The 26,403-nt window shown below is 64.8% G+C and carries 32 protein-coding genes; 15 read left to right on the top strand and 17 right to left on the bottom strand.

From position 1 onward, the window contains the following. Positions 1 to 15: 15 nt before the first annotated feature. Together EMQ25_RS12685 and EMQ25_RS12680 are read left to right on the top strand one after the other, a co-directional pair. Entirely contained in the window at positions 16 to 630 is a 615-nt protein-coding gene (locus EMQ25_RS12685) for a 2,3-bisphosphoglycerate-dependent phosphoglycerate mutase (protein ID WP_127188950.1), read from the top strand. A gap of 207 nt (positions 631 to 837) precedes the next feature. After that, positions 838 to 2,013, top strand: a complete 1,176-nt coding sequence (locus EMQ25_RS12680; RefSeq protein ID WP_127188949.1) for a Shedu immune nuclease family protein — start codon at positions 838 to 840, stop codon at positions 2,011 to 2,013. Positions 2,014 to 2,190: 177 nt separating this feature from the next. Here the strand turns inward: EMQ25_RS12680 and EMQ25_RS12675 are convergent, their stop codons facing one another. Both EMQ25_RS12675 and EMQ25_RS12670 read right to left on the bottom strand, forming a co-directional pair. Continuing rightward, positions 2,191 to 3,099 (bottom strand): bifunctional helix-turn-helix domain-containing protein/methylated-DNA--[protein]-cysteine S-methyltransferase, encoded by a 909-nt coding sequence (locus tag EMQ25_RS12675; RefSeq protein ID WP_127188948.1) that lies wholly within the window; start codon positions 3,097 to 3,099, stop codon positions 2,191 to 2,193. A gap of 55 nt (positions 3,100 to 3,154) precedes the next feature. Then, entirely contained in the window at positions 3,155 to 3,622 is a 468-nt protein-coding gene (locus tag EMQ25_RS12670; protein ID WP_127188947.1) for a DUF2244 domain-containing protein, read from the bottom strand. A gap of 58 nt (positions 3,623 to 3,680) precedes the next feature. On the opposite strand from EMQ25_RS12670, the gene nth reads away from it, so the two are divergent. Continuing rightward, positions 3,681 to 4,397: an endonuclease III gene (nth, locus tag EMQ25_RS12665; protein ID WP_425290238.1), complete on the top strand. Its 717-nt coding sequence runs from the start codon at positions 3,681 to 3,683 to the stop codon at positions 4,395 to 4,397. Here the strand turns inward: nth and EMQ25_RS12660 are convergent. Further along, positions 4,394 to 4,879 (bottom strand): DUF2214 family protein, encoded by a 486-nt coding sequence (locus tag EMQ25_RS12660; RefSeq protein ID WP_244606575.1) that lies wholly within the window; start codon positions 4,877 to 4,879, stop codon positions 4,394 to 4,396. The genes nth and EMQ25_RS12660 overlap by 4 nt on opposite strands. A 91-nt stretch (positions 4,880 to 4,970) precedes the next feature. On the opposite strand from EMQ25_RS12660, the gene EMQ25_RS12655 reads away from it, so the two are divergent. Further along, a complete protein-coding gene (locus tag EMQ25_RS12655; RefSeq protein WP_127188945.1) occupies positions 4,971 to 5,981 on the top strand; it encodes an adenosine kinase in 1,011 nt (336 codons plus the stop codon). An 8-nt stretch (positions 5,982 to 5,989) separates the two neighbouring features. Here EMQ25_RS12655 and coaA read toward each other — a convergent pair whose 3' ends face one another. From coaA to hisB, 7 genes are all read right to left on the bottom strand, one after another. Continuing rightward, a complete protein-coding gene (gene coaA, locus EMQ25_RS12650; RefSeq protein WP_127188944.1) occupies positions 5,990 to 6,940 on the bottom strand; it encodes a type I pantothenate kinase in 951 nt (316 codons plus the stop codon). Continuing rightward, positions 6,940 to 7,266 carry a phosphoribosyl-ATP diphosphatase gene (locus EMQ25_RS12645; protein ID WP_127188943.1) on the bottom strand — a complete coding sequence of 109 codons (327 nt, stop codon included), beginning with the start codon at positions 7,264 to 7,266 and terminating at the stop codon, positions 6,940 to 6,942. Before EMQ25_RS12645 ends, coaA begins: the two co-directional genes overlap by 1 nt. Before the next feature lie 6 nt (positions 7,267 to 7,272). Continuing rightward, positions 7,273 to 8,049, bottom strand: a complete 777-nt coding sequence (hisF, locus tag EMQ25_RS12640; protein ID WP_127188942.1) for an imidazole glycerol phosphate synthase subunit HisF — start codon at positions 8,047 to 8,049, stop codon at positions 7,273 to 7,275. Beyond that, positions 8,046 to 8,792 carry a 1-(5-phosphoribosyl)-5-[(5-phosphoribosylamino)methylideneamino]imidazole-4-carboxamide isomerase gene (gene hisA, locus EMQ25_RS12635; RefSeq protein ID WP_127188941.1) on the bottom strand — a complete coding sequence of 249 codons (747 nt, stop codon included), beginning with the start codon at positions 8,790 to 8,792 and terminating at the stop codon, positions 8,046 to 8,048. The genes hisF and hisA overlap by 4 nt, the downstream gene beginning before the upstream one ends. After that, positions 8,789 to 9,442, bottom strand: coding sequence for an imidazole glycerol phosphate synthase subunit HisH (gene hisH / locus EMQ25_RS12630; protein ID WP_127188940.1), 654 nt, complete (start codon positions 9,440 to 9,442; stop codon positions 8,789 to 8,791). Before hisH ends, hisA begins: the two co-directional genes overlap by 4 nt. Then, positions 9,442 to 9,795, bottom strand: coding sequence for a DUF2628 domain-containing protein (locus EMQ25_RS12625; protein ID WP_127188939.1), 354 nt, complete (start codon positions 9,793 to 9,795; stop codon positions 9,442 to 9,444). The genes hisH and EMQ25_RS12625 overlap by 1 nt, the downstream gene beginning before the upstream one ends. A 62-nt stretch (positions 9,796 to 9,857) precedes the next feature. Next, a complete protein-coding gene (hisB, locus tag EMQ25_RS12620) occupies positions 9,858 to 10,445 on the bottom strand; it encodes an imidazoleglycerol-phosphate dehydratase HisB (RefSeq protein ID WP_127188938.1) in 588 nt (195 codons plus the stop codon). Between the two features lie 115 nt (positions 10,446 to 10,560). Here hisB and hslV point away from each other — a divergent pair, with 115 nt between their 5' ends. Together hslV and hslU are read left to right on the top strand one after the other, a co-directional pair. Continuing rightward, entirely contained in the window at positions 10,561 to 11,124 is a 564-nt protein-coding gene (hslV, locus tag EMQ25_RS12615) for an ATP-dependent protease subunit HslV (protein ID WP_127188937.1), read from the top strand. Between the two features lie 53 nt (positions 11,125 to 11,177). Further along, positions 11,178 to 12,485 (top strand): ATP-dependent protease ATPase subunit HslU, encoded by a 1,308-nt coding sequence (gene hslU, locus EMQ25_RS12610; RefSeq protein ID WP_127188936.1) that lies wholly within the window; start codon positions 11,178 to 11,180, stop codon positions 12,483 to 12,485. 39 nt (positions 12,486 to 12,524) lie between these two features. Here hslU and EMQ25_RS12605 read toward each other — a convergent pair whose 3' ends face one another. The 3 genes from EMQ25_RS12605 to EMQ25_RS12595 are packed head-to-tail and all read right to left on the bottom strand — an operon-like array spanning position 12,525 to position 14,227. Continuing rightward, positions 12,525 to 12,893 (bottom strand): helix-turn-helix domain-containing protein, encoded by a 369-nt coding sequence (locus EMQ25_RS12605; protein ID WP_127188935.1) that lies wholly within the window; start codon positions 12,891 to 12,893, stop codon positions 12,525 to 12,527. Next, a complete protein-coding gene (locus EMQ25_RS12600) occupies positions 12,890 to 13,495 on the bottom strand; it encodes a Smr/MutS family protein (RefSeq protein ID WP_127188934.1) in 606 nt (201 codons plus the stop codon). Before EMQ25_RS12600 ends, EMQ25_RS12605 begins: the two co-directional genes overlap by 4 nt. A 24-nt stretch (positions 13,496 to 13,519) precedes the next feature. Further along, on the bottom strand, positions 13,520 to 14,227 hold the full coding sequence (locus EMQ25_RS12595; protein ID WP_127188933.1) for a Tim44/TimA family putative adaptor protein: 708 nt from the start codon (positions 14,225 to 14,227) through the stop codon (positions 13,520 to 13,522). Positions 14,228 to 14,391: 164 nt separating this feature from the next. On the opposite strand from EMQ25_RS12595, the gene EMQ25_RS12590 reads away from it, so the two are divergent. Beyond that, positions 14,392 to 14,868 carry an FxsA family protein gene (locus EMQ25_RS12590; RefSeq protein ID WP_127188932.1) on the top strand — a complete coding sequence of 159 codons (477 nt, stop codon included), beginning with the start codon at positions 14,392 to 14,394 and terminating at the stop codon, positions 14,866 to 14,868. Positions 14,869 to 14,951: 83 nt separating this feature from the next. Next, the gene (gene secB, locus EMQ25_RS12585; RefSeq protein ID WP_127188931.1) at positions 14,952 to 15,524 is read left to right on the top strand and encodes a protein-export chaperone SecB; all 573 of its coding nucleotides are present in this window, start codon (positions 14,952 to 14,954) and stop codon (positions 15,522 to 15,524) included. Positions 15,525 to 15,594: 70 nt separating this feature from the next. Here secB and dnaQ read toward each other — a convergent pair whose 3' ends face one another. The 4 genes from dnaQ to EMQ25_RS12565 are packed head-to-tail and all read right to left on the bottom strand — an operon-like array spanning position 15,595 to position 18,356. Continuing rightward, complete coding sequence (gene dnaQ / locus EMQ25_RS12580) at positions 15,595 to 16,302, bottom strand: DNA polymerase III subunit epsilon (protein ID WP_192895666.1); 708 nt, start codon at positions 16,300 to 16,302, stop codon at positions 15,595 to 15,597. Positions 16,303 to 16,321: 19 nt separating this feature from the next. Beyond that, positions 16,322 to 16,903, bottom strand: coding sequence for a dephospho-CoA kinase (gene coaE / locus EMQ25_RS12575; RefSeq protein WP_127189201.1), 582 nt, complete (start codon positions 16,901 to 16,903; stop codon positions 16,322 to 16,324). 26 nt (positions 16,904 to 16,929) lie between these two features. Continuing rightward, a complete protein-coding gene (locus EMQ25_RS12570) occupies positions 16,930 to 17,757 on the bottom strand; it encodes a shikimate dehydrogenase (protein WP_127188930.1) in 828 nt (275 codons plus the stop codon). Then, positions 17,754 to 18,356 carry a Maf family protein gene (locus EMQ25_RS12565; RefSeq protein ID WP_127188929.1) on the bottom strand — a complete coding sequence of 201 codons (603 nt, stop codon included), beginning with the start codon at positions 18,354 to 18,356 and terminating at the stop codon, positions 17,754 to 17,756. The genes EMQ25_RS12570 and EMQ25_RS12565 overlap by 4 nt, the downstream gene beginning before the upstream one ends. Positions 18,357 to 18,773: 417 nt before the next feature. On the opposite strand from EMQ25_RS12565, the gene hemE reads away from it, so the two are divergent. The 7 genes from hemE (at position 18,774) to EMQ25_RS12530 (ending at position 26,402) form a co-directional block, all read left to right on the top strand. Next, the gene (hemE, locus tag EMQ25_RS12560; protein ID WP_127188928.1) at positions 18,774 to 19,811 is read left to right on the top strand and encodes a uroporphyrinogen decarboxylase; all 1,038 of its coding nucleotides are present in this window, start codon (positions 18,774 to 18,776) and stop codon (positions 19,809 to 19,811) included. Between the two features lie 2 nt (positions 19,812 to 19,813). Beyond that, a complete protein-coding gene (hemJ, locus tag EMQ25_RS12555) occupies positions 19,814 to 20,239 on the top strand; it encodes a protoporphyrinogen oxidase HemJ (RefSeq protein WP_192895665.1) in 426 nt (141 codons plus the stop codon). Positions 20,240 to 20,423: 184 nt separating this feature from the next. Continuing rightward, a complete protein-coding gene (gene rho, locus EMQ25_RS12550; RefSeq protein WP_127188926.1) occupies positions 20,424 to 21,689 on the top strand; it encodes a transcription termination factor Rho in 1,266 nt (421 codons plus the stop codon). A 7-nt stretch (positions 21,690 to 21,696) separates the two neighbouring features. Beyond that, positions 21,697 to 22,986 carry a tRNA uridine-5-carboxymethylaminomethyl(34) synthesis GTPase MnmE gene (gene mnmE, locus EMQ25_RS12545; RefSeq protein ID WP_127188925.1) on the top strand — a complete coding sequence of 430 codons (1,290 nt, stop codon included), beginning with the start codon at positions 21,697 to 21,699 and terminating at the stop codon, positions 22,984 to 22,986. A gap of 89 nt (positions 22,987 to 23,075) precedes the next feature. Beyond that, entirely contained in the window at positions 23,076 to 24,944 is a 1,869-nt protein-coding gene (gene mnmG, locus EMQ25_RS12540; protein WP_127188924.1) for a tRNA uridine-5-carboxymethylaminomethyl(34) synthesis enzyme MnmG, read from the top strand. Beyond that, positions 24,944 to 25,585, top strand: a complete 642-nt coding sequence (rsmG, locus tag EMQ25_RS12535) for a 16S rRNA (guanine(527)-N(7))-methyltransferase RsmG (protein WP_127188923.1) — start codon at positions 24,944 to 24,946, stop codon at positions 25,583 to 25,585. Before mnmG ends, rsmG begins: the two co-directional genes overlap by 1 nt. A 16-nt stretch (positions 25,586 to 25,601) precedes the next feature. Next, entirely contained in the window at positions 25,602 to 26,402 is an 801-nt protein-coding gene (locus EMQ25_RS12530; RefSeq protein WP_127188922.1) for a ParA family protein, read from the top strand. Position 26,403 lies beyond the last annotated feature (1 nt).

The following is a 26,403-nucleotide window of genomic DNA, read 5'->3' as shown; positions in this document are numbered from 1 at the left end:
AAAGAGGAAACCCCAATGACCGGCACGCTGATCCTCGTCCGCCATGGCGAGAGCGAGTGGAACCTCAAAAACCTCTTCACCGGCTGGCGCAATCCGGCGCTGACCGAAAAGGGTGTCGGCGAGGCCCGCGAAACGGGCAGAAAGCTCAAGGCGGCCGGCATCGTGCCCGACCGGTTCTACACCTCTGGCCTCAGACGCGCCCAGCACACGCTCGATCTCATCCTCGAGGAGATGGGCATCGAGAACGTCACCATCGTGCGCAACACCGCGCTCAACGAGCGCGACTATGGCGATCTCTCCGGGCTCAACAAGGATGATGCGCGTGCCAAATGGGGCGAGGAGCAGGTGCTGATCTGGCGCCGCTCCTACGACGTGCCGCCCCCGGGCGGGGAAAGCCTCGAAATGACGGCGCAGCGCACGCTCCCCTATTACGAAACCGAAATCCGCCCCCATGTCGCGGCCGGCGAAACCGTCCTCGTCGCCGCCCACGGCAATTCGCTCCGCGCCCTCGTCATGGCCATCGAAGGCCTGACGCCCGAACAGATTCTCAAACGCGAAATCGCGACGGGCGAGCCGATTGTCTATCGGCTGAAGGCGGATGGGGCGTTGGACGAGCGGGTTGGGGTTTAGGGGGCGGTGAGAGGGCGCAGGCGGCAGTAGCCCAGCTTTGAACCTGTCTGTGACCAATCCGACATCATTTTTAATTTCCGCTTGTTCTGCGGTAGCCGCCGTTTCGCTTTTGGTTCTCGCTCGCTCACCTGTGGATGATTTCTCAGCTCAGGACTCTAAGCAATAGCTCCAGTATATTGACGCTTTCGATTCTACATTTGGTAGACAATGTCGGACAGCGACGAGACCTACTTTTGGAAGCGCATACCGCGCCACACGTACTACTCCAGACGCATCAGCAGCATTCACGGCGCGCCTGTTCAGCCGCGCCGCTTCTTGTATCGGGTAATTGAAGGTAGGGGGGGATTGGTCGCTGTGAAGGAAGGTAAGGAAGTTGTTTTGCGGCACATGGAAGGCGCGAGATACCAAATCAAGGCTACCCTCTACCAGGACCAGAACCAGATTACTAATCTCACGCTCCAGAAGTGGAACAACAAGGGCGGTCCGCACAAGGAGATCGCTTTTCCGCTCTATGGTCGCGAGATCGACGACCTACTGACCTTCATCAAGGCGGCGGAGACAATGATCTTCGTGGACGAGCTAGGTGGCCGAGTGTCTGACCGCACCCTTGTGCAGTCCACCTTTGACCGGCGTCAAATTGCTCGCGTCTTGGCCGAGGACCCATTGCTTCTCAACACCATCTTGGAGAATGATATCGAGGCACAGGACATCGTGGGACTGGCCCGGCGTCGGCGCGAGCTTGTCTTCTTTCGTCAGATGCTTGACGACCCGGAACTTCGCGCGTCTGAAGGGGAGAAGCACAAGGGTCTTGAAATGGCTTGGCAGGCTTTTTTCGAGCGTAATACGTGGATATTCGGCTACGGTCTGTCCTACATTGCAATGTCCGAGTTGGACGGCCGCGCGCTTCGCAACAAGGTCGCGGGATACAACATCACCGGGCGTGGCAAGGAGGTCGACGGCCTCATGAAAACCGTCGCTGCTATCAACTCACTCTGTTTTGTCGAGATCAAGACGTCCGATACCGAACTAGTCAAATACTACCGCCCTGGCGTCTTTGCCCCCAGTTTGGAGCTGGCTGGGGCAGTGTCTCAAATCCAAGTGACGGTGCAGCGAGCGCTTGAAGACCTGACGGAAGAGTACCGGCCCACCCACTTGGATAGCGGCGACCCCACCGGCGAGACCCTATTTCAGTTCCAGCCACGCTCGTTTCTGGTCGTCGGAGACCTTGGACAGTTCCAAACGCCCAAGGGCACCAACAAGGACAAGTATAGGTCATTCGAGCTTTTCCGTCGCTCACTCCGCTGGCCAGAAGTTATGACGTTCGATGAGCTTTACGCCCGCGCCAAATTCATCGTGGACGACGCCGAAACTTCGATCGAGTAGCAACGCCAGATCCTGGCGGCTCGGGCGTGCCAGCTCTGTGCCTCAGGTCGTGCACTCAGGGCTTTTTGGACTGAACTTTGAGGCTGGTTGCCCCAAGATCATCATTTCCGAAGGTCTACAGTCTGATCCGCATCCCCAAGCTCCCAACTAGTGCCTGAATGGAGTCGGTTTGCCGAGCTAGCTCTCGAACACCACCACCCCGCCCTCCATCCTCCCCGTCGGCGTCGCAACCACCCCCGCTTCCCAGCCCAGCATCGCCCGTTTGCGGGGAACGCCCCAGTGGTAGCCGGTGAGGGCGCCGGCGCTGCCGACGACGCGGTGGCAGGGGACGACGAAGGAGATGGGGTTGCGCCCGACCGCCGCGCCGACGGCGCGGGCGGCCGTGGGGCGGCCCAGCGTTCTGGCGAGAGCGCCATAGGTGGTCGCCGACCCCACGGGGATGGCGAGCAGATGCTCCCACACCTTCACCTCGAAGTCTGTGCCGATCAGCACCACGCGCACCGGCGCCGCGGGGTCCCAGCGGCTCGGATCGAAGATGCGGGCGGCGACCGGGGCGATGCGCTGATCGTCTCGCGTGAACCGCGCATTGGGCCAGCGATTGGCCAGATCCTCGAAGGCGGCCTGCTCGCCGGTTTCGGCGTCCGCAAAGCCGATCCCCGAGAGCCCGTATTCGGTCAGCGTCAGAACCGCCGTGCCGAAGGGGGAGGGGGCGGTGCCCCAGACCATGTCGAGCCCCGCCCCGCTCGCCCGGAAGGCGCCGGGCGGCATCGCCTCATGGGTGACGAAGAGATCATGGAGCCGCGAGGTCGAGGAGAGCCCGACCGCATAGGTCGTGTCGAGCACGCTCTCGCGCCGCGCGAGCAGCGCCCTGGCGTGGTTGAGCGCCACCGCCTGCGCAAAGCTTTTGGGCGACAGCCCGCACCAGCGCCGGAAGAGATCGGTCAGCTGCCGCTCGGAGAGCCCGAGCCCGCGCGCGAAGGCGGGCAGCTCCAGCGCATCGGCCGGCGTTTCCGAAAGGAAGCGGATGGCGGCGCGGACTTTTTCGTAATCTCCGGCCTCTGGGCCGTCGGGAGCGATCGTGTTCATGAGCTAAGATTAGCGCAGGGCGCGCCCCCCGCGCGACCCGGTTTTGACGCGGCCTCTACCCCCGCGCCTTACGGAGCGCACTGCCGAAGACCTTGGCAAAACTCGCCTTGTCCTCGGGGTTGAGGAAGGCGCCGATCTCGAGCTCCCGCTCGCGGGTGCGCAGCCGCAGCGCCGTGGTGCGCTCGTCATAATCGCGCTCGATGACGAGGCGGACGTAGAAGGGGTTGAACCGCTCATGGTTTTCCGCCCCTGCCGCGCTTACCTGGCGGATTTCCAGCGCGTCGGACCAGAGCGTCACCTCCTCGAAGCGCCGCCCCGCCCGGCGCGAGGCCGAGAGCGCCCACCAGACGAGGAGGATGTCGAGCCCCATGAACCCCAGGATCGGCCAGGCGCCGAGCTGGAAGAAAATGAGCGACGGCAGCGCCGCAAGCCCGGCAAAGACGATCATCACATTGCGCAGCCCCGTGGCGGAGAGCGCATTGTGCGGCGTCAGGGTCGCGGCGAAGATCGGCTCAGCTTGCATTTTCTGTCCCGACTTTGCATGGAACGGCAGGCACAAAGGTTCAGATCAGGAGGGCGCGGTGGCCGCGGGCAGGAGACAGAGGACGAAACGGCTGCCCGCTCAAGATGTCGAGGCCATTTTCGGCGCTTTTTCGGCAGCCGAGCCCGAACCCAAGGGCGAACTCCTCCATACCAATCCCTTCACCCTCCTCGTTGCGGTGGTGCTTTCGGCCCAGGCGACCGATGCCGGGGTCAACAAGGCAACGCCCGCACTCTTTGCGCTCGCCGACACGCCCCAGAAGATGGCCGCCCTCGGCGCCGACCGGATCGCGGAGCTCATCAAGACCATCGGGCTCTACCGCACCAAGGCAAAGAACGTCCAAAGGCTCGCCGAGATCCTCGTTGACGAACATGGCGGGGAGGTGCCCCGGACCCGCGAGGCCCTCGAAACGCTGCCCGGCGTCGGGCGGAAGACCGCCAATGTCGTCCTCAACATCGCCTTTGGCGAGCCCACCATCGCGGTCGACACGCACCTTTTCCGCGTCGGCAACCGCACCGGTCTCGCGCCGGGCAAGACCCCGCTCGAGGTGGAACTGAACCTCCTCAAGGTCGTGCCCGAGCATTACCTGCTCCATGCCCATCACTGGCTGATCCTGCACGGGCGCTATGTGTGCAAGTCGCGCAAGCCCGAATGCTGGCGCTGCCTCATCGCCCCCTGGTGCCGGTTCGAGCCGAAGACCCCGGCGCCGGTCGTCAAGGAAAAGGGCGTGCGCTCGCCACCCCTGCCCAAAGCCTAGTAGAGTCCGCGCCGCGCCATCATCGCCGCGAAGATCGGGACGAGAAACAGCAGGAAGAGCTCGATATGGAGAAAGAGCCGCATGCGGCCGATCTCCGCCTCTGGCACGACATAGGCCGGGTCGGCCTTCGCCGCCTTCTTCCATTTCATGATGGCGAGGGTGGGCGGGATCGAGAGGATACCGATGATGACGAGCGCACCCATCTTGCCCCAGAAGGCGTGGCTCGAGAGGTAATATTCGGCCCCCTTGGCGCCCCAGACGACCCGTGCGACACCCGCCACCAGCACCGCGACCGCGCTCAGCCCATAGGCTGCGTCGAGCGCGCTCAGCTGGCCCAGCCGGCGCGGCTCGAGCCCGGGCCTGAGGATCACGAATTCGGCGAAGATGAGCCCCACCAGCGCAAAGACCGCGAGGTGATGGGCAATGGCAAGCACGAGATCGAGCATGGGGAGGCCTCCGGCGGCGTGCCCGAGGATGGCCATGCCCGCCCCGCGCCGTCAACCGTCCCGATGTTGCGCAGCCGGGGCTAATCCTCTATCTCCGGGCGGCCCAGCAAACGGAGACGAAGACGCGATGGTCGAGACCAGATTTGACGTGCTCACCATCGGCAACGCCATCGTCGACGTCATCGCCCCCATCCCCGAGGGTTTCCTCGAGGCCGAGGGGCTGACCGAGGGCATCATGCACCTCGTCGATGCGGATCGCTCCGCCTATCTCTACGATCGCATGCCGGCCGAGAAAGCCCGCATCTCGGGCGGCAGCGCGGCGAACACGGCCGCGGGCGTCGCCTCGCTCGGCGGGCGCGCGGCCTTCGTCGGCAAGGTCGCCAATGACGAGCTCGGCGATGCCTTCGCGGCCGATCTCAAGGCCCAGTCGGTGCATTACGCAACGCCGCGGCTCATCAACGGGGCGGCGACCGCCCGCTCGATGATCCTCTTGAGCGCCGATGGCGAGCGCACCATGAACACCTATCTCGGCGCCTGCCACGAATTGACCGAAGCCGACATCCTCGAGGACGAGATCGGGGCAGCGACCGTCACCTATATGGAGGGCTATCTCTGGGACCCGGTCGAGGCCAAGCGGGCATTCGTCAAGGCGGCCCATTTCGCCCACAAGCATGAGCGGGCCGCCGCGATCACGCTTTCGGACCCGTTCTGCGTCAACCGTTTCCGCGAGGAATTCCTCGATCTCATCCGCTCGCAGACCATCGACTACGTCTTTGCCAATGTCGATGAGCTGATGGCGCTCTACGAGACCGAGGATTTCGGCGCTGCCGTCCGCGAGATCGCCAAGGATGCCGAGTTGGCCGCCATCACCATGGGCGAGAACGGCGCGATGGCGATCTGGAATGGCGAGATCGTCTCGGTGCCCGCCTTTGCCGTCCCCGACGTGGTCGACGTCACGGGCGCGGGCGACCTTTTTGCCTCGGGCTTTCTGCTTGCTGCGGGGCGCGGGCAGGATTTCGAAATGGCGCTGAAGCTCGGCTGCCTCGCCGCGTCCGAAGTCATCTCCCATATCGGGGCACGCCCGGTCGCCGATCTGGGCGCACTCGCGGCAGAGAAGGGGCTCGTCATCGCCCCCTGAGGCCCCGCTCAGAGCCGGCGCAGCGCCACTTCGGCGATGGCGTGGCTCGGACCCTTCTTCAGCACCAGATCGGCCCGGGACCGGGTCGGCACGATATTGGTCTTGAGGTTGGGCAGGTTGATCTCCTCCCAGGCCCAGACGCCGAAGGCGCGCGCCTCCTCCTCGCTCATTTCGGCAAAGCGATGGAAGAAGGAGCTAGGGTCCCGGAACGCGGTTTCGCGGAGCCGGAAGAAGCGCTCGAGGAACCAGCTGCGCAGATCGGCTTCCTCGGCATCGATATAGATCGAAAAATCGAGGAAATCTGAGGCGAAGACGATCGGATTGCCGTCGGCGGGCAATTCGCCCGGCTGCAGGATGTTGAGCCCCTCGACGACGAGAATGTCCGGCCGGTCGATGAGCACCTCCTCGCCGGGCACGACGTCATAGACGAGGTGGGAATAGGTCGGCACCGCGACCTGGGGCTTGCCGGACTTGATGTCGGCGAGGAAGTTGACGAAGCGCCCGCGGTCATAGCTTTCTGGGAAGCCCTTGCGGTCCATGATGCCGCGCCGCTGCAGTTCGGCATTGGGGTAGAGAAAGCCGTCGGTCGTCACGAGATCGACCTTGGGGGAGGTCTTCCAGCGCTGCAGGAGCGCCGCGAGAATGCGCGCGGTGGTCGACTTGCCGACCGCGACCGAGCCCGCCACGCCGATGATGTAGGGCACCTTGCCGTCCGACACCCCGAGGAATTCGCTTGAGGCGCGGTGGAGGGCCTGCGTCGCTTCGACATAAAGCGAGAGGAGCCGCGCCAGCGGCAGGTAGATCGCCTCGGCCTCCTCGAGCGAGATCGGGTCGTTGAGCGCCCGCAACCGGTCGAGATCGGCCGCGTCCAGCGTCATCGGCTCGCCGTCGCGGAACTTTGCCCATTCTGCCTTGGTGAAACGGCGATAGGGTTCGAGGATCGGCTTGCGGCTCGGCATCAGCCCGTGACCCCGCGGCTCGCCTTCTCGGCGAGGCCGGACTGGGCGGTCCTCTGGCCGAGCTCTTCCATCACTGCCTCGAGCGGCACGTCGGCGGCCCGCAGCAGCACCAATAGGTGATAGAGCACGTCCGCGGCTTCCTTGACGAGTTCGCCCTCATTGCGGCCGACGGCGGCGATCACCGCCTCCACGGCTTCCTCGCCCAGCTTCTGGGCGCATGTCTCGACGCCCCTGGAGATGAGGCGCGCGGTGTAGCTCTCCTCGGGCGAGGCTGCGGCGCGCTGCGCCAGCCGGTCGTCGAGGTCCTCGAGGGTCAGCCCCATGATCGCTTCCTATGCCGCTAGCTGGTCGTTGCGGACGGCGATGCCGTTCCGCGCGAGATGCGCCTTCGCCTCGGCGATGGTGAAGGTGCCGAAATGGAAGATCGAGGCGGCGAGCACCGCGCTCGCATGGCCTTCGCGCACCCCTTCGACGAGGTGGTCGAGCGTCCCGACGCCGCCCGAGGCGATGATCGGCACGGTGACGGCGTCCGCTATGGCGCGGGTGAGCGCCAGATCGAAGCCGATCTTGGTGCCGTCCCGGTCCATCGAGGTGACGAGCAGTTCGCCTGCGCCCCGCGCGACGGAGGCCCGTGCAAACTCGATCGCGTCGATCCCGGTCGCGGTGCGTCCGCCATGGGTGAAGATTTCCCAGCGCCCCGGCGAGACCGACTTGGCATCGACCGAGACGACGATGCACTGGTCGCCGAACTTGTCGGCCGCGCGCGCGACGAAATCGGGATCGTTGACGGCGGCCGTGTTGATCGAAACCTTGTCGGCCCCGGCGAGCAGCAGCTTCCTGATGTCTTCAAGCTTCCTGATCCCCCCGCCAACCGTCACCGGCATGAAGCAGTGCTCGGCGGTGCGCGCCACGACGTCGAATATGGTGTCGCGGCCTTCATGGCTCGCGGCGATATCGAGAAAGCAGAGCTCGTCCGCCCCGGCCGCGTCATAGGCGATGGCCGCTTCCACCGGATCGCCGGCATCGACGAGATCGACGAAATTGACGCCCTTCACCACGCGCCCGCCGGCCACGTCGAGACAGGGAATGAGACGGGTCTTGAGGGTCATCGCCTCTCCTCAGCCCCGGCCGCGGCGAGCAGCGCCAGTGCTTCACGTGAATCAATGCGCCCGTCATAGAGCGCGCGGCCCGAAATCGCGCCTTCGAGCACCTGCGCGTCGGGCGCGGTCATGCGGCGGATATCGTCTATTGATGCCAGCCCGCCCGAGGCGATCACCGGGATCGATGTCGCCGCCGCCAGCTCTAGCGTCGAGGGCCAGTTGATGCCGGCCAGAACCCCGTCGCGGTCGATATCTGTGTAGATGATCGCGGCAACCCCCGCACCCTCGAAGCGGCGCGCGAGCTCGATGGCGCTGAGTTCCGACGTCTCCGCCCAGCCCTCGACGGCGACCTTGCCGCCGCGCGCGTCGATGCCCACAGCCACCTGGCCCGGAAACGCCTTGCAGGCGGATTTGACCAGCTCGGGATCCCGCACCGCCACCGTGCCGAGAATCACGCGGGCGAGGCCCTTTTCGAGCCAGGCCTCGATATGGGCGAGCGTCCTGATCCCGCCGCCGAGCTGGACGGGAAAGGAGACCGCATCGAGGATCGCCTCGACCGCCGCGCCATTGACGCTCTCGCCGGCAAACGCACCGTTGAGATCAACGACGTGGAGATATTGAAATCCCTGATCCTCGAAAGCCCGCGCCTGCGCAGCCGGCTTATCGTTGAAGACCGTCGCCTGCTCCATGTCGCCGAGCTTCAGACGCACGCACTGGCCGTCCTTGAGGTCGATCGCGGGAAAGAGGATCATGGACGCCATTTCAAGAAATTGCCGATGAGAGCGAGGCCAAGGGTCTGGCTCTTTTCGGGGTGGAACTGGGTGCCGAAGAGATTGTCGCGCCCGACGCAGGCGGTGAGCGCTGCTCCATATTGCGTCGTTGCGAGGCGCGTCTCGGCACGCTCGGTCACGAAGTGATAGGAGTGGACGAAATAGGCGTGCAGCCCCTCCGGCCCATCCGGAATGCCTTCGAAAAGCGGATGGGGGCGAGCGAACTCCAGCGTGTTCCAGCCCATATGCGGGATCTTGAGATCGCCCGACGGCGCGATCTTCTCGACGCTGCCGGCGATCCAGCCGAGCCCCTCGTGGACGCCCTTTTCGCGCCCCTCGGACGCCATCAGCTGCATGCCGACGCAGATGCCGAAAAAGGGGACGCCCCCGGCGATCACCCGCTCCTCGAGAGCGTCGCGCATGCCGGGCACCGCGGCGAGCCCCGCCATGCAGTCGGCAAAGGCGCCGACGCCCGGCAGCACGATGCGATCCGCCCGGCGCACCAGATCGGGATCGTCGGTCACGCTGATCTGGCTTGCATCAGCAAGCGAGGACGCGGCGCGCTCGAAGGCCTTGGCGGCCGAGCGCAGATTGCCCGACCCATAGTCGATGATGGCGATGGTCTCGGTCATCAGGCGGGACGCCCCCTCAGGAATTCGACCATGGCATGGTCCGCATCGGTGGCGACGACCGCGCCTTCGGCCTCATAGCCCTTCCTGCGCAGCTTCTGCGCCCGCCAGGCCGGCGCTTCAAAACCGATGAGCACGGCCAGAACGCAATAGGCGAGCCGGGCCGCGTCGCCCCCGGCCGCCATGGCTATGCCCGCAACGAGAACGAGGAGGCCGACATAGGCGACGAGCCCGAGCCACAGCCCATGCACGAGCCCGTAGACCGGGGGCAGCAGCGCTGCGAACCAGGAGAATTTCTCGGGCACGATCTCGGGCAGCGGATCATCGCGCCGCGCGAAGACGGTAAAGAGGGCCATGGGCGTGGCTCCAGCAATGGGACGGCGCCGGTTTAGACCAAATCGCCGCTCCGGGCAAAGGCTCAGAGCGTTCCCTTGGTCGAAGGTATGGCATCGGCCATGCGCGGATCGATTTCGAGTGCGTCGCGCAGGGCCCGCGCCACCGCCTTGAAGCAGCTCTCGGCGATATGGTGATTGTTGTCGCCATAGAACGTCTCGACATGCAGCGTGATCGCCGCATTGGTCGCGAAGGCCTGGAAGAACTCGCGGAAAAGCTCGGTGTCGAACTCGCCGATCTTGTCGCGCGTGAACTCCACCCGCCAGACCAGAAAGGCCCGCCCCGACACATCGAGCGCGGCCCGGCTCAGCGTGCCGTCCATGGCCAGGTCGGCGCTCGCATAGCGCCTGATGCCCTTCTTGTCCCCGAGCGCCTCGCGTAGCGCCTGCCCGAGCGCGATCCCCACATCCTCGGCGGTGTGGTGGAAATCGATGTGCAGATCGCCCTTGGCGCGGATCGTCATGTCGATCAGCGAATGGCGCGACAACTGGTCGAGCATGTGGTCGAAGAACCCGATGCCAGTCGAAATGTCGTGACGGCCCGTCCCGTCGAGATCGATTTCAAGCGCGATCTCGGTCTCGTTGGTCTTCCGCTCGATCTTTGCTGTGCGCATAGGGCCTCTCCGATGACGGGCGGTCTCTACCAGCCCCTGCGGGCCGGTGCAAAGCCCCGCATTGTTTTTCGGGTCCGGATGCCTAAATACGGGATAAATCCTTTTGGAGTGGTCAATGAGTAGGGACAGTGATTTCCCCGGCTGGCACGGCACGACGATCGTTTCGGTGCGCAAGGGCAACAAGGTGGTCGTCGCCGGGGACGGCCAGGTCTCGATGGGCCAGACCGTCATGAAGCATGGCGCCAGGAAAGTGCGACGGCTCGCGGGCGGCAAGGTGATCGGCGGGTTCGCCGGCGCCACGGCCGATGCCTTCACCCTTTTCGAGCGGCTCGAAGCCAAGCTCGAGCAATACCCCGACCAGCTGATGCGGGCCGCCGTCGAGCTCGCCAAGGACTGGCGGACCGACCGATACCTGCGGCGCCTCGAAGCCATGATGATCGTCGCGGACAGATCCGAGACGCTGGTGCTGACGGGCAATGGCGACGTGCTCACCCCCGATTACGGCGTCACCGCCATCGGCTCGGGCGGCAATTACGCGCTCTCGGCCGCGCTCGCGCTTGCGGACGCTACCGAGCTCGATGCCGAAGAGATCGCCCGGCGCGCCATGAAGATCGCCGAGCAGGTCTGCGTCTACACCAATTCCTCCGTGACGCTCGAGACCATCGAGCTCGAGAGTTGAGCGGGCCCGGGCCCATTTCGGACGCCGCTCCATCCCAGCAGAGAAGACAGATAATGAGCGAAACCAATTTCTCGCCGCGCGAGATCGTCTCCGAGCTCGACCGCTATATTGTGGGGCAGGGCGATGCCAAGCGCGCCGTCGCCATCGCGCTGCGCAATCGCTGGCGCCGCCAGCAGCTGCCTGCCGAGCTTCGTCAGGAGGTCAGCCCCAAGAACATCCTGATGATCGGCCCGACCGGCGTTGGCAAGACCGAGATTTCCCGGCGTCTTGCGCGGCTCGCCCAGGCCCCGTTCATCAAGGTCGAAGCCACCAAGTTCACCGAAGTGGGCTATGTGGGTCGCGACGTCGAGCAGATCGTGCGCGACCTCGTCGAAGCGGGAATCTCGCTCCTCCGGGACAAGCGGCGAAAGGAAGTCGAGGCGCAGGCCCATCACAATGCCGAGGAGCGCGTGCTCGATGCGCTGGTTGGCTCGTCTGCCTCGCCTTCGACGCGCGACAGTTTCCGCCGCAAGCTCCGCGCGGGCGAGCTCGACGATCGGGAGATCGAGATCGAGGTGTCGCCCACTTCCGGTGGCGGCATGTTCGAGATCCCGGGCATGCCCGGCGCGAACATGGGCATGATCAACATCCAGGAGATGCTGGGCAAGGCGCTCGGCGGGCGAGGGGTCAAGCGCAAGGTCAAGGTGCGCGAGAGCCATGATCTGCTCGTTGCCGAAGAGGCCGACAAGCTGCTCGACCAGGACCAGCTCAAGACCGAAGCGGTCGATCTCGTCGAGAACCACGGCATCGTCTTCCTCGACGAGATCGACAAGATCGTCAATCGCGAGGGCCGGGGCGGGGATGTCAGCCGCGAAGGCGTGCAGCGTGACCTCTTGCCCCTGATCGAAGGCACGACCGTCGCGACCAAATACGGGCCGGTCAAGACCGACCACATTCTCTTCATTGCCTCGGGCGCCTTCCACGTCTCTAAGCCCAGCGATCTCCTGCCCGAATTGCAAGGGCGCCTGCCGATCCGCGTGGAATTGAAGGCGCTCACGCGCGACGATCTCATCCGCATCCTCTCGGACACCGATGCGAGCCTCATCAAGCAATATGTCGCGCTGATGGGCACCGAGGGGCTGACGCTCGACTTTTCGCGCGATGCCATCGAGGCGATCGCGGACGCGGCGGTCAAGGTCAATGCCAGCGTCGAGAACATCGGCGCGCGCCGGCTCCAGACCATCATGGAGCGGCTCGTCGAGGACATCTCGTTCGATGCGCCCGACCGAGGCGGGCAGACCATCGCGATCGATGCGGCCTATGTGCGCGAGCGGATCGGGAAGATGGCCGAGGACACCGACCTCTCGAAATTCGTTCTCTGATCCTTCAACACCAGCGGGCGCCGGCTTTCGGGCTGGCGCCTAGCCCTTGCGTCCGACGCGCCGTATCACTTCATCCCGCAGGAAGACGAGATCCTCGGCATCGAGCCGGTCGATGCCGCGCGCGAGGCGGTTGGCAAGCTCGGTCGCCTCGGGCGCGAGCCCGCCGGTCTCGATCGTGACGCGAGGATCGGAGAGCTCTGCGAGCCGCTGCAGTTCCTCGGCCTCGTCCCAGATGACGTTGAAATAGGCGATGATGCGCTGCATCAGCAGCCAGGTCGGCGTGCCGCGCCGCCCGTGTTCGAGAGCCGAGAGATAGGCGCTCGAGACGTTCAGCGCCTTTGCCATCTCCTTGAGCGATACGCCCCGCGCCTCGCGCAGGCTCCGCAGCTTCTGGCCCAATGGCGTCATCGCGCAGGCCGCCTCAGCCGCACATAGAAGGCCCCGTCTCCACCATGCCCGCGCGCCGCGACGTCGATGCCCGCGACCATCGGGGCGAGCCGCGGCTCGGCGAGCCAGACCGGCAGCATGGCGCGCAAGACGCCCCGCTCCAGCAGATTGGTGCCGTCCTCGGCGGTCCGGCGCAGACCCTTGCCGGTGATGACGAGCACCGTGCGGTCCCCCTGCTGCGCCCGGGCCTCGATGAACCGGCCGAGCGCCGCATGGGCCTCGGACTGGCGCATGCCATGCAGGTCGATTCGCCCGTCAATGCCGATCTGGCCGCGCATCAGGCGTCGTCGCACCCTTGGCTCGATCGGGCGCTCGGGCGGGGTCGCCGCGTTCGGCATCGAGACGGGCGGACGATAGGCCGGCGCGCTGTAGCGGCGGCGCGGCTTTTCGGGAACAGGGGGAGGCGCGGGGGTCGAGGGATCGGGCGGCATGGGGAGCGGAGCCTCGAGCCCCAGCCCCCGTACCCGGTCGGGCCTCAGCGGATCGAGGGTCTTGGTGACCTCGGTCCAGAGATGGAAATCGGCCAGCGCCGCGGCACCTGTCTTTGGGGTCTTCCTGGACATGGGTGCATGGGCGCCGGCTTGGGCTCAGTCGAGCTGGTTGGTGGCGACGAGCTTCCAATTGGGATCGCGCGACTTGGTCGAACGCGCAAAGGTCCACTCGTCAGCAATGCTCGCCACCTGGTCGGCATTGCCCTCGATCAGATTGCCCTCGGCATCGCGTGTCGCCGACACCACTTCGGCGTTGAACCGGATGGTGACCTCGGCGATGCGCTTGTCGTGCTGGGCTTCGCTGATCTCGATCTTGGGGAGTCCCACAAAGGTGAAGTCGACAGTATGTCCGGCCGCCTCGCGCTCAGAGATGGCCCGCTCGAACCCGTCATAGACGTCCTTTTCGAGCAGCATCTTGAGCGTCTTGCGATCCCCTGCGGCAAAACCCGTCACGATCATCTCATAGGCGGCCTTGGCGCCTTCGAGGAAGCTCTTGGGGGTGAAGTTCGGATCGGCCTCGGCAATTGCGCGCAGGCCCGCGGCCAGCTGCTCGTCGCCATGGGAATACTGCTCGATCTCCGCCTCGAGCTTGCGCGCGAAGCGCTCTGCATCCGCATCGGTCTGGGGCTCAGCCGGGCGCGGGCGCATCGGCACGACGTTTTCCTCGCGGCTTTCGGCGCGCGGGCGCTCGAGCGGCGGACGCTCATTGCCGGTGCGCGTGCCGAGCACGGAGCGGAGACGGAACAGGACGACGATCGCCACGCCGATGACGATGAGTGTGGGGAGATCGAAGAATTCGTCCATGAGCCAGGTGCACCGTGGGTGGGGTCGGGGAATTGTACGGTAGCGGTCGCACTGCGGACCGGTTGCCCCTATATATAGGAAAAGCTTTACCCCGAAACCAGTTCACGAATGGGGGAGTTAATTCTTATTGCCGCACCCCGGCATGGCAAGGAAAGGTCTGAGGCTTGGGAAGGCTGTTTTTTCTCCTGTTTCTGCTCGCCCCGCTGATCGAGATCACGCTGTTCGTGGTCATCGGACGGGAGATCGGGGTGCTCGCAACCCTGCTCTGGGTGCTGGCCTCGGCCGTGCTCGGCATCCTCATCATCCGCTGGAAGGGCTTTTCGCTCGCCGGCGACATCCGCGCGACCATGGGCCAGGGCAAGCTGCCCGCGCGGGCGCTCGCCGATGCGATGGCGACCTTCATCGCCGGCATTCTGCTCCTGATCCCCGGCTTCCTCTCGGACGCGATCGCGCTCATCCTGCTGATCGGGCCGCTGCGCACGCTGATCTATGGGCTCCTCGCCCGGCGCATGACGGTGACGACCACGACGACCAGCGCGCATTACCGCTATCGCTCGGGCCCCGAGACGCCGCCGCAGGACCCAGCGCGGCTCAATGACAACACCATCGATCTCGACGAGGACGACTGGCGCAAGCGCTAGCCCCGCGGCCCGCCTCGCCTTGTTCGGGCCCGCCAAAGATGCTAGCCCGAAGCCCGCAACACTTTCACGTAAGGACAACGATTATGGCTGATGAGAATGCGCAGGCAGGTGCGCCCCAGGCCAATGCCGCCAACAGCGCGCCCAGCTTCAACATCATCGGGCAGTATGTCCGCGATCTGAGCTTCGAGAACCCCAACGCCCCCGCCTCGATCATGGCCGGCGCCGGCAATCCGGGCTTCTCGGTCAACATCAACGTCGCGGTCAAGAAGCAGGCCGACGAGGTCTATGCGGTCGAGCTCACGCTCAATGCCAAGGCCGAGCGCGAGCAGAGCGTGCTCTTTAACGTCGAGCTCGTCTATGGCGGCGTCTTCCGGATCCGCAACGTGCCCGAGGCGCAGATGCCGCCGCTCCTGATGGTCGAGTGCCCGCGCCTCATCTTCCCCTTCGCCCGCCAGGTCCTCGCCAGCGTCACCCAGCAGGGCGGCTTCCCGCCGCTGATGATGGAGCCGGTCGATTTCAACGCCATCTACAGGCAGAACCTCGCCGCGCTTGCCGCCAAGCAGCAGCAGGCCGGCGCCGGCGCGCAGCCGGCGGCCAATGCCGCCCCCCAGGCCCCCGCGGAGGGCGGCGAGCCGGACAAGTCCCAGATCAACTGAGGATTTAGGCGCACGATGCGTTCGCCCGCTCCGGATCCCCGGGGCGGGCTTTTTCATGCCTTAGGCCCGTTCAGGCGGACTGGTATTGCCGCCAGAGCGCGGCCTCGCCCATCGCCTCGATCAGGGCCGCATGGGCTGCGCGGGCGTCTGGATCGAGCCGGCCGGGCAGGGGGGTCGGGCGCTGGCGGGCGATCGGCATCGAGCCATCTTCATGCGAAAGCACGACGCGCGTCTCCGAGACGAGCGCCAGCGCCACCTGCCGCCCGCCGATCAGCTCGAGATAGACTTCCGCGAGGATCTCGCTGTCGAGCAGCGCCCCGTGCAGGGTGCGGCGCGAATTGTCGATGCCGTAGTGCTTGCAGAGCGCATCGAGGCTCACCCGCGCGCCCGGATGCACTTCGCGGGCAAGCGCGACCGTGTCGATCACCCTGTTGGTGAGGTTCGGTCGCCCCACTCCTTCGAGTTCGGCTTTGAGGAAACCCATGTCGAAGGGCGCGTTGTGGATGATGAGCGTCCCATCGCCGATGAAGTCGACGAAATCCCCCGCCACCTCCGAAAAGACCGGCTTGTCCGAAAGGAACTGCTCGGAGAGCCCGTGCACGCGGAACGCCTCTTCGGGCATGTCGCGCTGGGGGTTGATGTACTGGTGATAGGTACGGCCGGTGGGAATGTGATTGATGAGTTCGACGCAGCCGATCTCGACCAGCCGGTCGCCCGCCTGGGGGCTGAGGCCCGTGGTTTCGGTATCGAGCACGATCTCGCGCGTCATCGCCTGCATCGGTGCCTTGTCCTCCGGGTCAGCCTCGGGTCAGCCGGGCAATAAGCGCGCCGACCTCCGCTTCGAGCGCCGCGATCGACCCCGAGCCGTCGAGCAGCTCGTGGGCCCGTGCCATCTTTTCGGCCTGCGGCATCTGTCGGGCAAGGATCGCCTCGAGCTTTTCCACACTCATGCCCGGCCGGGCGAGCGCGCGGGCGCGCTGGACCTCAGGATCGGCATGGATGACGACCACACGGTCGAGCCCGTAGTCGAAGCCGGTCTCGAAAAGGAGCGGGATATCGAGCACGACCAGGGGTTCGCCCCGCTCCCGCGCGGCCTTTACGAACGCTGCCATCGCCTCGCGCACCATGGGGTGAACGATCGCCTCGAGCGCGGGGAGCTTATCGGGATCGGCGAGCAGCGCCCTCGACAGCGCCGCCCGATCCACCCCCTCCGGGCCCGTGGTGCCAGGAAAGAGGCTTTCGATGGCGGGTACGGCCCTGTCGCGATAGAGCGCATGAACGGCATCGTCGGCCGAAAAGACCGGCACGCCATGTGCGGCGAATGCGGCTAGCGCGGTCGATTTCCCCGTCGCGATCGAGCCCGTCAGGCCAAGCAGCATCGTCATGGTCGATCCCTTCTGATCCCCTATGGCGAAAGGGTCGCGATCACCGTCTGGCGCAGATCCTCGGTCACTTCGGGCCGCACGCCGAACCAGGCCTCGAACCCCGGCACCGCCTGGTGGAGCAGCATGCCGAGCCCGTCCACGGTCCTGAGCCCGATGGCCCTCGCGTCGGCCAGAAGCGGCGTTTCGAGCGGGGTGTAGACGATGTCGGTCACTACCGCGTCTTTGGGGAGAAGGCCGAGATCGAGCCCTTCGAAGCGGCTGGCATGCATCCCGATCGCTGTCGTATTGACCAGCAGATCGGCGGACCCGGCAAGCCCGGGATAGGCATCGAGCCCACGGGCAAGAAACGGACCCGGCAGGCTCCGGGCCAGGGCTTCGGCCTTGTCGCGCGTCCGATTGAGGATATGGATGCGCGAAAAGCCACGCTCGGCGAGCGCCACGAGGATCGCCCGCGCCGCGCCTCCGGCCCCGAGCACGATTGCTTCGCCCCGGGCGTCATCCCAGCCCGGAGCGGACTGGTCGAGATTGCCCAGAAACCCCAGATAATCGGTGTTGAAGCCATGGATGCGCCCGTCGCGCAGGACGAGCGTGTTGACCGCGCCGATCGTCTCGGCCAGCGGATCGCGGCTGTCGCAGAGCGCGAACATCTCCTCCTTGTGCGGAATGGTGACGTTCCCGCCCGCGAACTCTCCCTCGCGCAGGCGCGCGACAAACGCACCGAGGGCACCGGGCTCGACCGCGATCGCCTCATAGCGTCCGTCTATGGCATGTCGCTCGAGCCAAGTGCCATGGATGAGCGGCGAGCGGGAATGGTTGATCGGAAAACCGATCACGAAGGCCTTGATCATTGCGGGTGGTCCAGAAGCTCGGGCGCATGGTGCCGCAGCGCGCCCAAAAGCGGCAGAAGCGGCAGACCCAGAATGGTGAAATAGTCTCCCGAGACCGCCTCGAAGAGCCTGATGGAGGGACCCTCGAGCCGATATCCCCCGACCGAAGCGAGGATGCGATCGCCTTCGAGCGCGAGGATGGCTTCGCATTCGGCCTTGCTGAAGGCGCGCATGGTGAGCTCGGCCGAATGGACGTCCGCCCACAGCACCTCGCCATCGCGCAAGAGCGCCACCCCGGCGTGAAGGCGGTGGGTCTTGCCCGAAAGCCGCATCAGCTGCTCGGCAGCATCGTCGCGGCTCGCCGGCTTGTGCAGGAGCTCGGTGCCGAGCGCGAGGGTCTGGTCGGCCCCGATCACCACGGCGCCAGGCTCGGTCGCGGAAATATCGGCGGCCTTGGCGACGGCGAGATTGAGCGCGACGTCCCGCGCATCGGGCACGGCGGCGAGTGCGTTCTTTTCCACCGCCCGCTCGTCGATCCGGGCGGGGCGGGCGAGGAAGACAAGACCCGCCTGTTCGAGGAGGGTGTGGCGAGTACGGGACTGGCTGGCAAGAATGAGCATGAGCTGTTTTTCCACACTGTCCCCAACAGCTCAAGGCGTCCGTGGGCCCTCGAAGGGCCGATCGGGGCTATCCACGGTCTGTCCCCGCTCGTCCGAATTCCATCCACAGCCGGGCCCCGCCACAGGTCTTAACAAAAAGTTACGGGGGAATCGTGGATAACCCAAGCACGGTCCGGTCCCTGCTCAACAGGCGCGTTAACACCTTGTTAAGCGGCGCCCGACCGTTAAGGAGTTGTTAACCCGGCGCGATTCCGATCCCGTCCACAGCCCAGACAAACGTTTCTTAACCTCTCGTTAGGCTTTGGGCTGCGCGCTCATGCCACCGCGCCCCGTCATTGTGGGCGGCGCGGAATTCATGCAAAACACCGCCATGATAATTCAGATAAAGAATCTATTCTTTCTTGAGGAAGGCCGAGCGTGAGCCCAGAGAGCGTCGCCAAACCCCTGCTCGGAGCGGTGCGGGGAGAGCGCCAGGCAAGGCCTCCGATATGGATCATGCGCCAGGCCGGCCGGTACCTTCCCGAATACCGGGCGGTTCGGGAAAAGGCCGGGGGGTTCCTCGATCTCTGCTACACGCCCGAGCTTGCAGCCGAAGTGACGCTGCAACCCCTAAGGCGTTTCCCGCTCGATGCGGCGATCCTCTTCTCTGACATCCTCGTCATCCCCGATGCGCTCGGGCAGAACGTGCGCTTTGAAGTCGGTGAAGGCCCGAGGCTCGATCCGGTGGATGCCGAAACCATCGATCGGCTTGGGAAGGCGGACTTCCTCGGTCATCTCGCCCCGGTCTTCGAAACGCTGAGGCGGGTGAAGGCGGGACTCGCCCCCGAAAAGACGCTGATCGGGTTCTGCGGCTCCCCATGGACGGTCGCGACCTACATGCTGGCCGGCCGCGGCACCACCGATCAGGCACCGGCGCGTCTCTTTGCGCTCAGGCACCCAGAGGCCTTCGAGACGCTCATTGACCTGCTCGTCGCCTCCAGCATCGATTATCTCGTTGCCCAGTTCGAGGCGGGGGCCGATGTCGTGCAGCTTTTCGAAAGCTGGGCGCTGAACCTCGATGAAACCGCCTTCCGTGCGCAGGTCATCGAACCCAACCGCCGGATCGTCGAAGGGGTGCGGGCGCGGGTGCCCAATGCCCCGATCATCGGTTTTCCGCGCGGCGCCGCCGGAATGATTGCCGAATATGTCGCCAAAACCGGCGTCAATCTCGTCGGGCTCGATTACGCGACCCCGCTCGATTTCGCGCGCAAGGCACTGCCCTCGGGTTTTGGCGTCCAAGGCAATCTCGATCCCCTGCGGGTCGTTGCCGGTGGCGCTCAGATGGAAGATCGGGCGCGCGAGATCATCGCGGCCTTCGCCGATCGTCCGCATGTCTTCAATCTCGGCCACGGCATCGTGCCCGAAACGCCGATCGCCCATGTCGAGCGGCTCGTCTCGCTCGTCAAGGAAGGCTGATCATGGCTTGGGTCACCGCGCTTCACGTCATTTCCGTCATCGCCTGGATGGCGGGTCTGCTCTATTTGCCGAGGCTTTTCGTCTATCACGCCGATGCGGAGCGCGGTTCGGTGCAGTCCGAAACCTTCAAGATCATGGAGCGCCGGCTCTATCGGGCCATCATGACCCCGGCCATGATCGCGAGCTGGGTCTTCGGGCTCTGGCTTGCGTTCGGCTATGGCGTCGTCGACTGGTCGATGGGCTGGATGTGGCTGAAGGCGGCTCTCGTCATCGCGCTCAGCGGCGCGCACGGATTTCTCGGGCGCGAACTCCGCGCCTTTGCGACCGACAGCAACACGCGCCCGCAGCGCTTTTTCCGCATGATCAACGAGGTTCCAACCCTTCTCATGGTCGGCATCGTTATCGCCGTGATCGTGAAGCCCTTCTGAGCGCCTTTGCGATCGCGTTTCACGTGAATCCGCCCGGTTTCGGCAACCGTCTTGAAAACGGGCCGGTTTCGCGCTAGATAGTCCGCACCACCAGAAGTCGATTGCCCGGCGTGTCCCCCACGCCCTGACGCGGTGCCTTCCCTCCCTACCCGTTCTCGTCCGTGCCCAAAGGGTCTCCCACTCCATGGAAAACATGAAGCTCAGCGAGCTCAAGTCCAAATCGCCTGCCGAACTTCTGGCTTTTGCCGAAGAGCATGAAGTCGAAAATGCCTCGACCATGCGCAAGCAGGAATTGATGTTCGCGATCCTCAAGGAGCTGGCGGCCAAGGAAGTCGACATTACTGGCGAAGGCGTCGTCGAAGTGCTTCCGGACGGCTTCGGGTTTCTTCGTTCCCCCGATGCAAACTACCTGCCGGGCCCCGACGACATCTATGTGAGCCCGAGCCAGATCCGCCGCTTCTCGTTGCGGACCGGGGACACGGTGGAAGGCCAGATCCGCTCTCCCAAGGACGGCGAACGCTATTTCGCGCTCCTCAAGGTCAACACGATCAATTTCGAAGACCCCGAGAACGTCCGGCACAAGGTCAATTTCGACAACCTCACCCCGCTTTATCCCGACGAGCGGCTTCGCCTCGAGCTTCCCGACCCCACGATCAAGGATCGCAGCGCGCGCGTGCTCGATCTCGTCGCACCGCTCGGGAAGGGCCAGCGCGCCTTGATCGTTGCTCCCCCGCGAACGGGTAAGACCGTATTGTTGCAAACCATTGCACAATCGATCGCGACCAACCATCCCGAGTGCTATCTCATCGTGCTCCTGATCGACGAGCGGCCCGAAGAAGTCACCGACATGCAGCGCTCGGTGAAGGGCGAAGTCATTTCCTCGACCTTTGACGAGCCGGCGAGCCGCCACGTCCAGGTCGCCGAAATGGTCATCGAGAAGGCCAAGCGCCTCGTCGAGCACAAGCGCGACGTCGTAATCCTCCTCGACTCCATAACGCGCCTCGGCCGTGCCTACAACACGGTCGTCCCGAGCTCTGGCAAGGTCCTGACCGGTGGTGTCGACGCCAATGCGCTGCAGCGCCCGAAACGATTCTTCGGCGCCGCGCGCAATATCGAGGATGGCGGCTCGCTCACCATCATCTCGACCGCGCTGATCGACACCGGCAGCCGCATGGACGAGGTGATCTTCGAAGAGTTCAAGGGCACCGGCAACTCCGAAATCATCCTTGATCGCAAGGTCGCAGACAAACGCGTCTTCCCCGCGCTCGACATCACCAAGTCCGGCACGCGCAAGGAAGAGCTGCTGGTCGAGCCCGACATCCTCAAGAAGATGTACGTTCTGCGCCGCATCCTCACACCCATGGGCACGATCGACGCAATGGAGTTCCTCCTCGACAAGCTGCGGCAAACCAAGACCAATTCGGATTTCTTCGATTCGATGAACACCTGACGGCATCATGTCGGCCGGCGACACCATAATTGCGCTGTCGAGTGGCAGCCTGCCTTCGGGCGTCGCCATCATCCGGATCTCCGGTCAACTGACGCGAACGCTTCTCGAAGCGTTCGCTGGCGGACCGCCCAGGCCTCGACATGCAAGCCTTCGCACCATCGGCCGCAATAACGCGATCGATGAGGGCCTCGTCCTCTTCTTCCCCGGGCCAAGGAGCTTTACCGGCGAAGATTGTGCCGAACTCCAGGTTCACGGCTCCCGCGCCGTCATTCGCGCACTTCTTTCAGCCCTCGCGGCAGAACCCGGCGTGCGCCTTGCAGATGCCGGCGAATTCACCCGGCGCGCCTTCCTCAATGGAAAGCTCGATCTCGTTCAGGTCGAAGGCCTCTCCGACCTCCTCGCCGCCGAGACCGAAGCGCAGCGCCGTCAGGCCGGCGAGCGCCTGGCAGGCGGCCTGACCCGGGATATCGCGCTCTGGCGGGAAACTCTCATCGAGCTCCGGGTCGAACTCGAAGCCCATCTCGATTTTTCCGATGAGGGCGATGTGGGGACGAATTTGCCGCCCCATCTTGCCACCGGCATCGCGGAACTTGCGAAAACCCTCGAACACGCCGCTGCGCGTTATGAAGGCGGCCGCATCGTCCGTGAAGGCTTTCGCGTCGCGCTCGCCGGACCGCCCAACGCCGGAAAGTCCAGTCTTCTCAACGCACTGGCGCGATCTGACGTCGCAATCGTCACGAGTGAGGCCGGCACCACGCGCGACATCAAGGAGGTCCCGGTCGAGCTCGGAGGGCAGCTCTGTCTCTTCGTCGACATGGCCGGGCTTCGTGACACCGATTCACTGGCCGAGGCTGAAGGCGTTCGCCGGGCGCGGATGGAACTGGATCGTGCTGACTTGGTTCTCTGGCTCGAACCCCCGGACCAAGCCCCGATCGCGCCCCCCGAAACCCGCGCGCCGATGATCGTCATCCCCACCAAGGGCGACCTGCCGGGCGCGGATGCCGCCGCCATCTCTGTCCAGACCGGGCAGGGACTGGACGACCTAATGACGGCAATCCGCAAAGCCGCCGAGCTCGCGATCGGCGAGGGAAGCCTCCTCGTCAGCCATGAGCGCGATCGTCAAGCCTTGTTGCATGCGGCAGGGGCACTCCGGAATGCCGGCGAACGCCTCCATCTTCCGGAACTCGCAGCCGAAGAATTGCGCCGCACCACGCATAGCCTTGAAACCCTCCTGGGCCGCGTCGATGCCGAAATGATCCTCGACCGCCTCTTTGCAGGGTTCTGTATCGGCAAGTGATTCACGTGAAACCCTCAGCTCGCGGTCCTTCAGTTGATTCACGTGAAACATTGCCCTAAACCCCGTCCGTCCTGCACCGGGAGACCGAAATGTCTGGCAAAGCCTATGACGTCATCATCGTTGGGGGTGGTCACGCCGGCTGTGAAGCCGCGGCCGCCGCTGCACGCCTTGGCGTTTCGACTGCGCTCGTCACCCACAAGCGGGCCACGATCGGCGAAATGAGCTGCAATCCTGCCATCGGCGGATTAGGCAAGGGCCATCTCGTTCGTGAGATTGACGCGCTTGATGGCTTGATGGGGCGCGTCGCCGATGCGGCCGGCATCCAGTTTCGCGTCCTCAATCGTCGCAAGGGCCCTGCTGTGCGGGGCCCCCGCGCCCAGGCCGACCGCGCGCTTTACCGCGCAGCAATGCAGAAGGCGATCGCCGAACAACCGAACCTCGAGGTGATCGAAGGCGAGGTCGATGATCTGATCGTGGACCATGGCCGTGTCGAAGGCGTCGCGCTGCTCGATGGCCGAACATTCGGCACCCGCGCGGTCGTGCTGACCACGGGAACATTCCTCCGCGGTCTCATCCACCGCGGCGAGGAGACGACCCCGGCGGGGCGGCTCGGCGAGAAGCCGGTGCTCGGGCTGTCCAAGCGCCTCGAGGCGCTGGGCCTGCAGCTGGGCCGGTTGAAGACCGGCACGCCTGCCCGTCTCGACGGGACCAGCATCGATTTCAGCATGCTCGAAGCCCAACCGGGCGATGAGCCACCGGAGCCCTTTTCGAGCCTCACCGAAACGATCACCAACCGGCAGGTCATGTGCCACGTCACGCGCACGACCGCAGAGACCCACCGGATCATCGCGGACAACATTCATCGTTCGGCCATGTACTCCGGCCGCATCCAGAGCCGGGGCCCGCGCTACTGCCCCTCGATCGAAGACAAGATCGTCCGCTTTGCCGATCGCGACAGTCACCAGATCTTTCTTGAGCCCGAGGGTCTCGACGACCCCACAATCTATCCCAACGGGCTCTCGACTTCGCTCCCGGCAGACGTTCAGGAGGCTTTCCTCCGGAGCATGCCCGGTCTCGCCGACGTGCGAATCGTAAAGCTTGGCTATGCCATCGAGTACGACCATGTCGATCCCCGCGAACTCCTGCCAACCCTCGCGCTGCGGCGGCTGCCGGGCCTTTATCTTGCGGGCCAGATCAACGGAACGACGGGGTACGAGGAAGCCGCGGCGCAGGGGCTGATTGCCGGCGCGAATGCAGCGCTCGCCGTCTCCGACCGCGCGCCGCTCATGCTCTCGCGGACGGCAAGCTATATCGGCGTCATGATCGACGATCTCGTCACACGTGGCGTCTCCGAACCCTATCGAATGTTCACCTCGCGTGCCGAATTCCGGCTGCACCTCCGCTCCGACAACGCCGACCAACGCCTTACGACGCTCGGCGTTGAAACTGGCCTGGTCGGACCGGTGCGGGCCGACCACTACGCAAAGAAAGCGCGCCGCCTCGTAGCCGGCCGCGCCCTTCTTGAAACATCGGTGACGACGCCGTCCGAAGCCCGCGCGACGGGGCTCGCCGTCAATGCGGACGGGCAGAAACGGACGGCTTTCGAACTCCTGTCCTACCCGGACATAGCCGCTGAGGATCTGCTGCGGCGCTGGCCTGACCTCCATGTCATCGCTCCCGAAACCATGGCTCAATTGGCGGTCGATGCTCAATATGCCGTCTATGTCGACCGGCAGCGGGCCGACATCGAAGCGGTGCGCCGTGATGAGGCGATCGCCATCCCCGACTGGGTCGATTACGCCGCCATCTCCGGCCTCTCAATCGAGATCCGCCAGAAGCTGACCGCGCGTCGGCCAGCGACACTGGCGCAGGCGCAGGCCATCGATGGCGTCACGCCCGCAGCGCTGACCCTTATCCTCGCGATCATCAAGCGCGGCGCGCTGCGCAAGGCGAGCTGATGGACAGCCGGCGCGACCCGATCGCCGCATTTGTCGGCGACGAACACGCCGACCGCGTTCTTCGCGATCTGGAATCCTTTTGCAGTCTGGTACGCAAATGGCAGCCCGCGCAGAATCTTGTTTCACGTGAAACAGTAGGGGCGCTGTGGGATCGCCACATCCTCGACAGCCTGCAACTCCACACCCTGTTCGGGCCCACCGATCTTCAATGCGTCGATCTTGGCAGTGGCGGCGGTTTCCCGGCGCTGCCCCTTGCCATAGCCGCCAAGGGGAGTGAGAGGCGCTTCCTGCTCGTTGAATCCAACGCGCGCAAGGCCGCTTTTCTCCGCGCAGCGGCTCGAGAACTCGGCGTCGCAGTTCGCGTAGCCTCTGAGCGCGCGGAATCCCTTGATTCACGTGAAACAGTCGGCGTCGATATCGTCACCGCGCGCGCCCTTGCGCCTTTGGACCGGCTGTTCGGGTGGGTTGCGCCTTTTATGTCATCGAACACGCGCGCGATCCTGCCCAAGGGGCGAGAACATGTTGAAGAGTTGGCGCTGGCGGATGCGCTGTGGCAGTATGACGTGGTAATGCATCAAAGCAGCACCGATCCGGAAGGCGTCATCCTCGAGATCGCCAATCTGCATCGAAAAACCAGATAGTTACCGGAGGCCATTCTTGGCGCCACGGATCCTGACCCTCGCGAATCAGAAGGGCGGCGTCGGCAAGACGACGACTGCCATCAATCTGGCGACCGCGCTCGCCGCCATCGGCGAGCGCGTCCTGATCATCGATCTTGATCCCCAGGGCAATGCTTCGACGGGGCTGGGCATCGCCCGCGCGGGCCGCGAGGTCTCGAGCTATGATCTCCTCGTGGGTGAAGCCGGCATCGCTCAATCGGCGGTCATGACCAGCGTGCCCAACGTCGCGATCATCCCGTCCACCATGGACCTGCTCGGGGTCGAACTCACCATTGCGGCACGCGCCGACAGGGCCTTCCGGCTGCGCGAAGCGCTGAAATCGATCAACGAACTCACCATCGCCGGCAGTCCCGTCACCTATGTGCTGATCGACTGCCCGCCATCACTCAATCTACTGACAGTCAACTCACTGGTCGCTGCGGACGCCGTGCTTGTCCCCCTGCAGTGCGAATTCTTCGCGCTCGAAGGGCTGAGCCAGCTGCTGCAGACCATCGAACAGATCCGCTCGACACTCAATCCGCGCCTCTCCATCCAGGGCGTCGTGATGACGATGTTCGACAAGCGCAACAATCTTTCCGAACAGGTGCTCCAGGATGTGCGCCAGGAGATGGGCGATCTCGTCTATGACACTGTCATTCCGCGCAATGTGCGGCTTTCCGAAGCGCCGTCCTATGGCAAGCCGGCGCTGCTTTACGATCTCAAATGCGCGGGCAGCCAAGCCTATCTGCGCCTCGCCACCGAGGTGATCCGCCGCGAGCGGCGCCTCAATGCGGCCTAGG

Origin of the sequence: Arsenicitalea aurantiaca (assembly GCF_003994485.1) — a bacterium.
Taxonomy (GTDB): domain Bacteria; phylum Pseudomonadota; class Alphaproteobacteria; order Rhizobiales; family Devosiaceae; genus Arsenicitalea; species Arsenicitalea aurantiaca.
The sequence above is the reverse complement of the archived record's forward strand: the minus strand, read 5'-3'. Positions and strand labels throughout refer to the sequence as shown.

Bases quoted from the DNA above. Each gene is read 5' to 3' on its own strand.
- rsmG (WP_127188923.1), top strand. From the start codon at position 24,944: ATGGACAGCCGGCGCGACCCGATCGCCGCATTTGTCGGCGACGAACAC.
- EMQ25_RS12565 (WP_127188929.1), bottom strand. From the start codon at position 18,356: ATGCTCATTCTTGCCAGCCAGTCCCGTACTCGCCACACCCTCCTCGAA.
- hisB (WP_127188938.1), bottom strand. From the start codon at position 10,445: ATGCGCACAGCAAAGATCGAGCGGAAGACCAACGAGACCGAGATCGCG.
- EMQ25_RS12685 (WP_127188950.1), top strand. From the start codon at position 16: ATGACCGGCACGCTGATCCTCGTCCGCCATGGCGAGAGCGAGTGGAAC.
- hisF (WP_127188942.1), bottom strand. From the start codon at position 8,049: ATGACCCTCAAGACCCGTCTCATTCCCTGTCTCGACGTGGCCGGCGGG.
- coaA (WP_127188944.1), bottom strand. From the start codon at position 6,940: ATGCCGAGCCGCAAGCCGATCCTCGAACCCTATCGCCGTTTCACCAAG.
- hisH (WP_127188940.1), bottom strand. From the start codon at position 9,442: ATGACCGAGACCATCGCCATCATCGACTATGGGTCGGGCAATCTGCGC.
- EMQ25_RS12680 (WP_127188949.1), top strand. From the start codon at position 838: ATGTCGGACAGCGACGAGACCTACTTTTGGAAGCGCATACCGCGCCAC.
- EMQ25_RS12605 (WP_127188935.1), bottom strand. From the start codon at position 12,893: ATGACGCCATTGGGCCAGAAGCTGCGGAGCCTGCGCGAGGCGCGGGGC.
- EMQ25_RS12600 (WP_127188934.1), bottom strand. From the start codon at position 13,495: ATGTCCAGGAAGACCCCAAAGACAGGTGCCGCGGCGCTGGCCGATTTC.
- coaE (WP_127189201.1), bottom strand. From the start codon at position 16,903: ATGCTGCTTGGCCTGACGGGCTCGATCGCGACGGGGAAATCGACCGCG.
- EMQ25_RS12625 (WP_127188939.1), bottom strand. From the start codon at position 9,795: ATGGCCCTCTTTACCGTCTTCGCGCGGCGCGATGATCCGCTGCCCGAG.
- mnmE (WP_127188925.1), top strand. From the start codon at position 21,697: ATGTCGGCCGGCGACACCATAATTGCGCTGTCGAGTGGCAGCCTGCCT.
- hisA (WP_127188941.1), bottom strand. From the start codon at position 8,792: ATGATCCTCTTTCCCGCGATCGACCTCAAGGACGGCCAGTGCGTGCGT.
- EMQ25_RS12595 (WP_127188933.1), bottom strand. From the start codon at position 14,227: ATGGACGAATTCTTCGATCTCCCCACACTCATCGTCATCGGCGTGGCG.
- secB (WP_127188931.1), top strand. From the start codon at position 14,952: ATGGCTGATGAGAATGCGCAGGCAGGTGCGCCCCAGGCCAATGCCGCC.
- EMQ25_RS12660 (WP_244606575.1), bottom strand. From the start codon at position 4,879: ATGGCCATCCTCGGGCACGCCGCCGGAGGCCTCCCCATGCTCGATCTC.
- EMQ25_RS12655 (WP_127188945.1), top strand. From the start codon at position 4,971: ATGGTCGAGACCAGATTTGACGTGCTCACCATCGGCAACGCCATCGTC.
- mnmG (WP_127188924.1), top strand. From the start codon at position 23,076: ATGTCTGGCAAAGCCTATGACGTCATCATCGTTGGGGGTGGTCACGCC.
- hslV (WP_127188937.1), top strand. From the start codon at position 10,561: ATGAGTAGGGACAGTGATTTCCCCGGCTGGCACGGCACGACGATCGTT.
- dnaQ (WP_192895666.1), bottom strand. From the start codon at position 16,302: ATGCAGGCGATGACGCGCGAGATCGTGCTCGATACCGAAACCACGGGC.
- EMQ25_RS12570 (WP_127188930.1), bottom strand. From the start codon at position 17,757: ATGATCAAGGCCTTCGTGATCGGTTTTCCGATCAACCATTCCCGCTCG.
- rho (WP_127188926.1), top strand. From the start codon at position 20,424: ATGGAAAACATGAAGCTCAGCGAGCTCAAGTCCAAATCGCCTGCCGAA.
- hemJ (WP_192895665.1), top strand. From the start codon at position 19,814: ATGGCTTGGGTCACCGCGCTTCACGTCATTTCCGTCATCGCCTGGATG.
- EMQ25_RS12670 (WP_127188947.1), bottom strand. From the start codon at position 3,622: ATGCAAGCTGAGCCGATCTTCGCCGCGACCCTGACGCCGCACAATGCG.
- hslU (WP_127188936.1), top strand. From the start codon at position 11,178: ATGAGCGAAACCAATTTCTCGCCGCGCGAGATCGTCTCCGAGCTCGAC.
- EMQ25_RS12675 (WP_127188948.1), bottom strand. From the start codon at position 3,099: ATGAACACGATCGCTCCCGACGGCCCAGAGGCCGGAGATTACGAAAAA.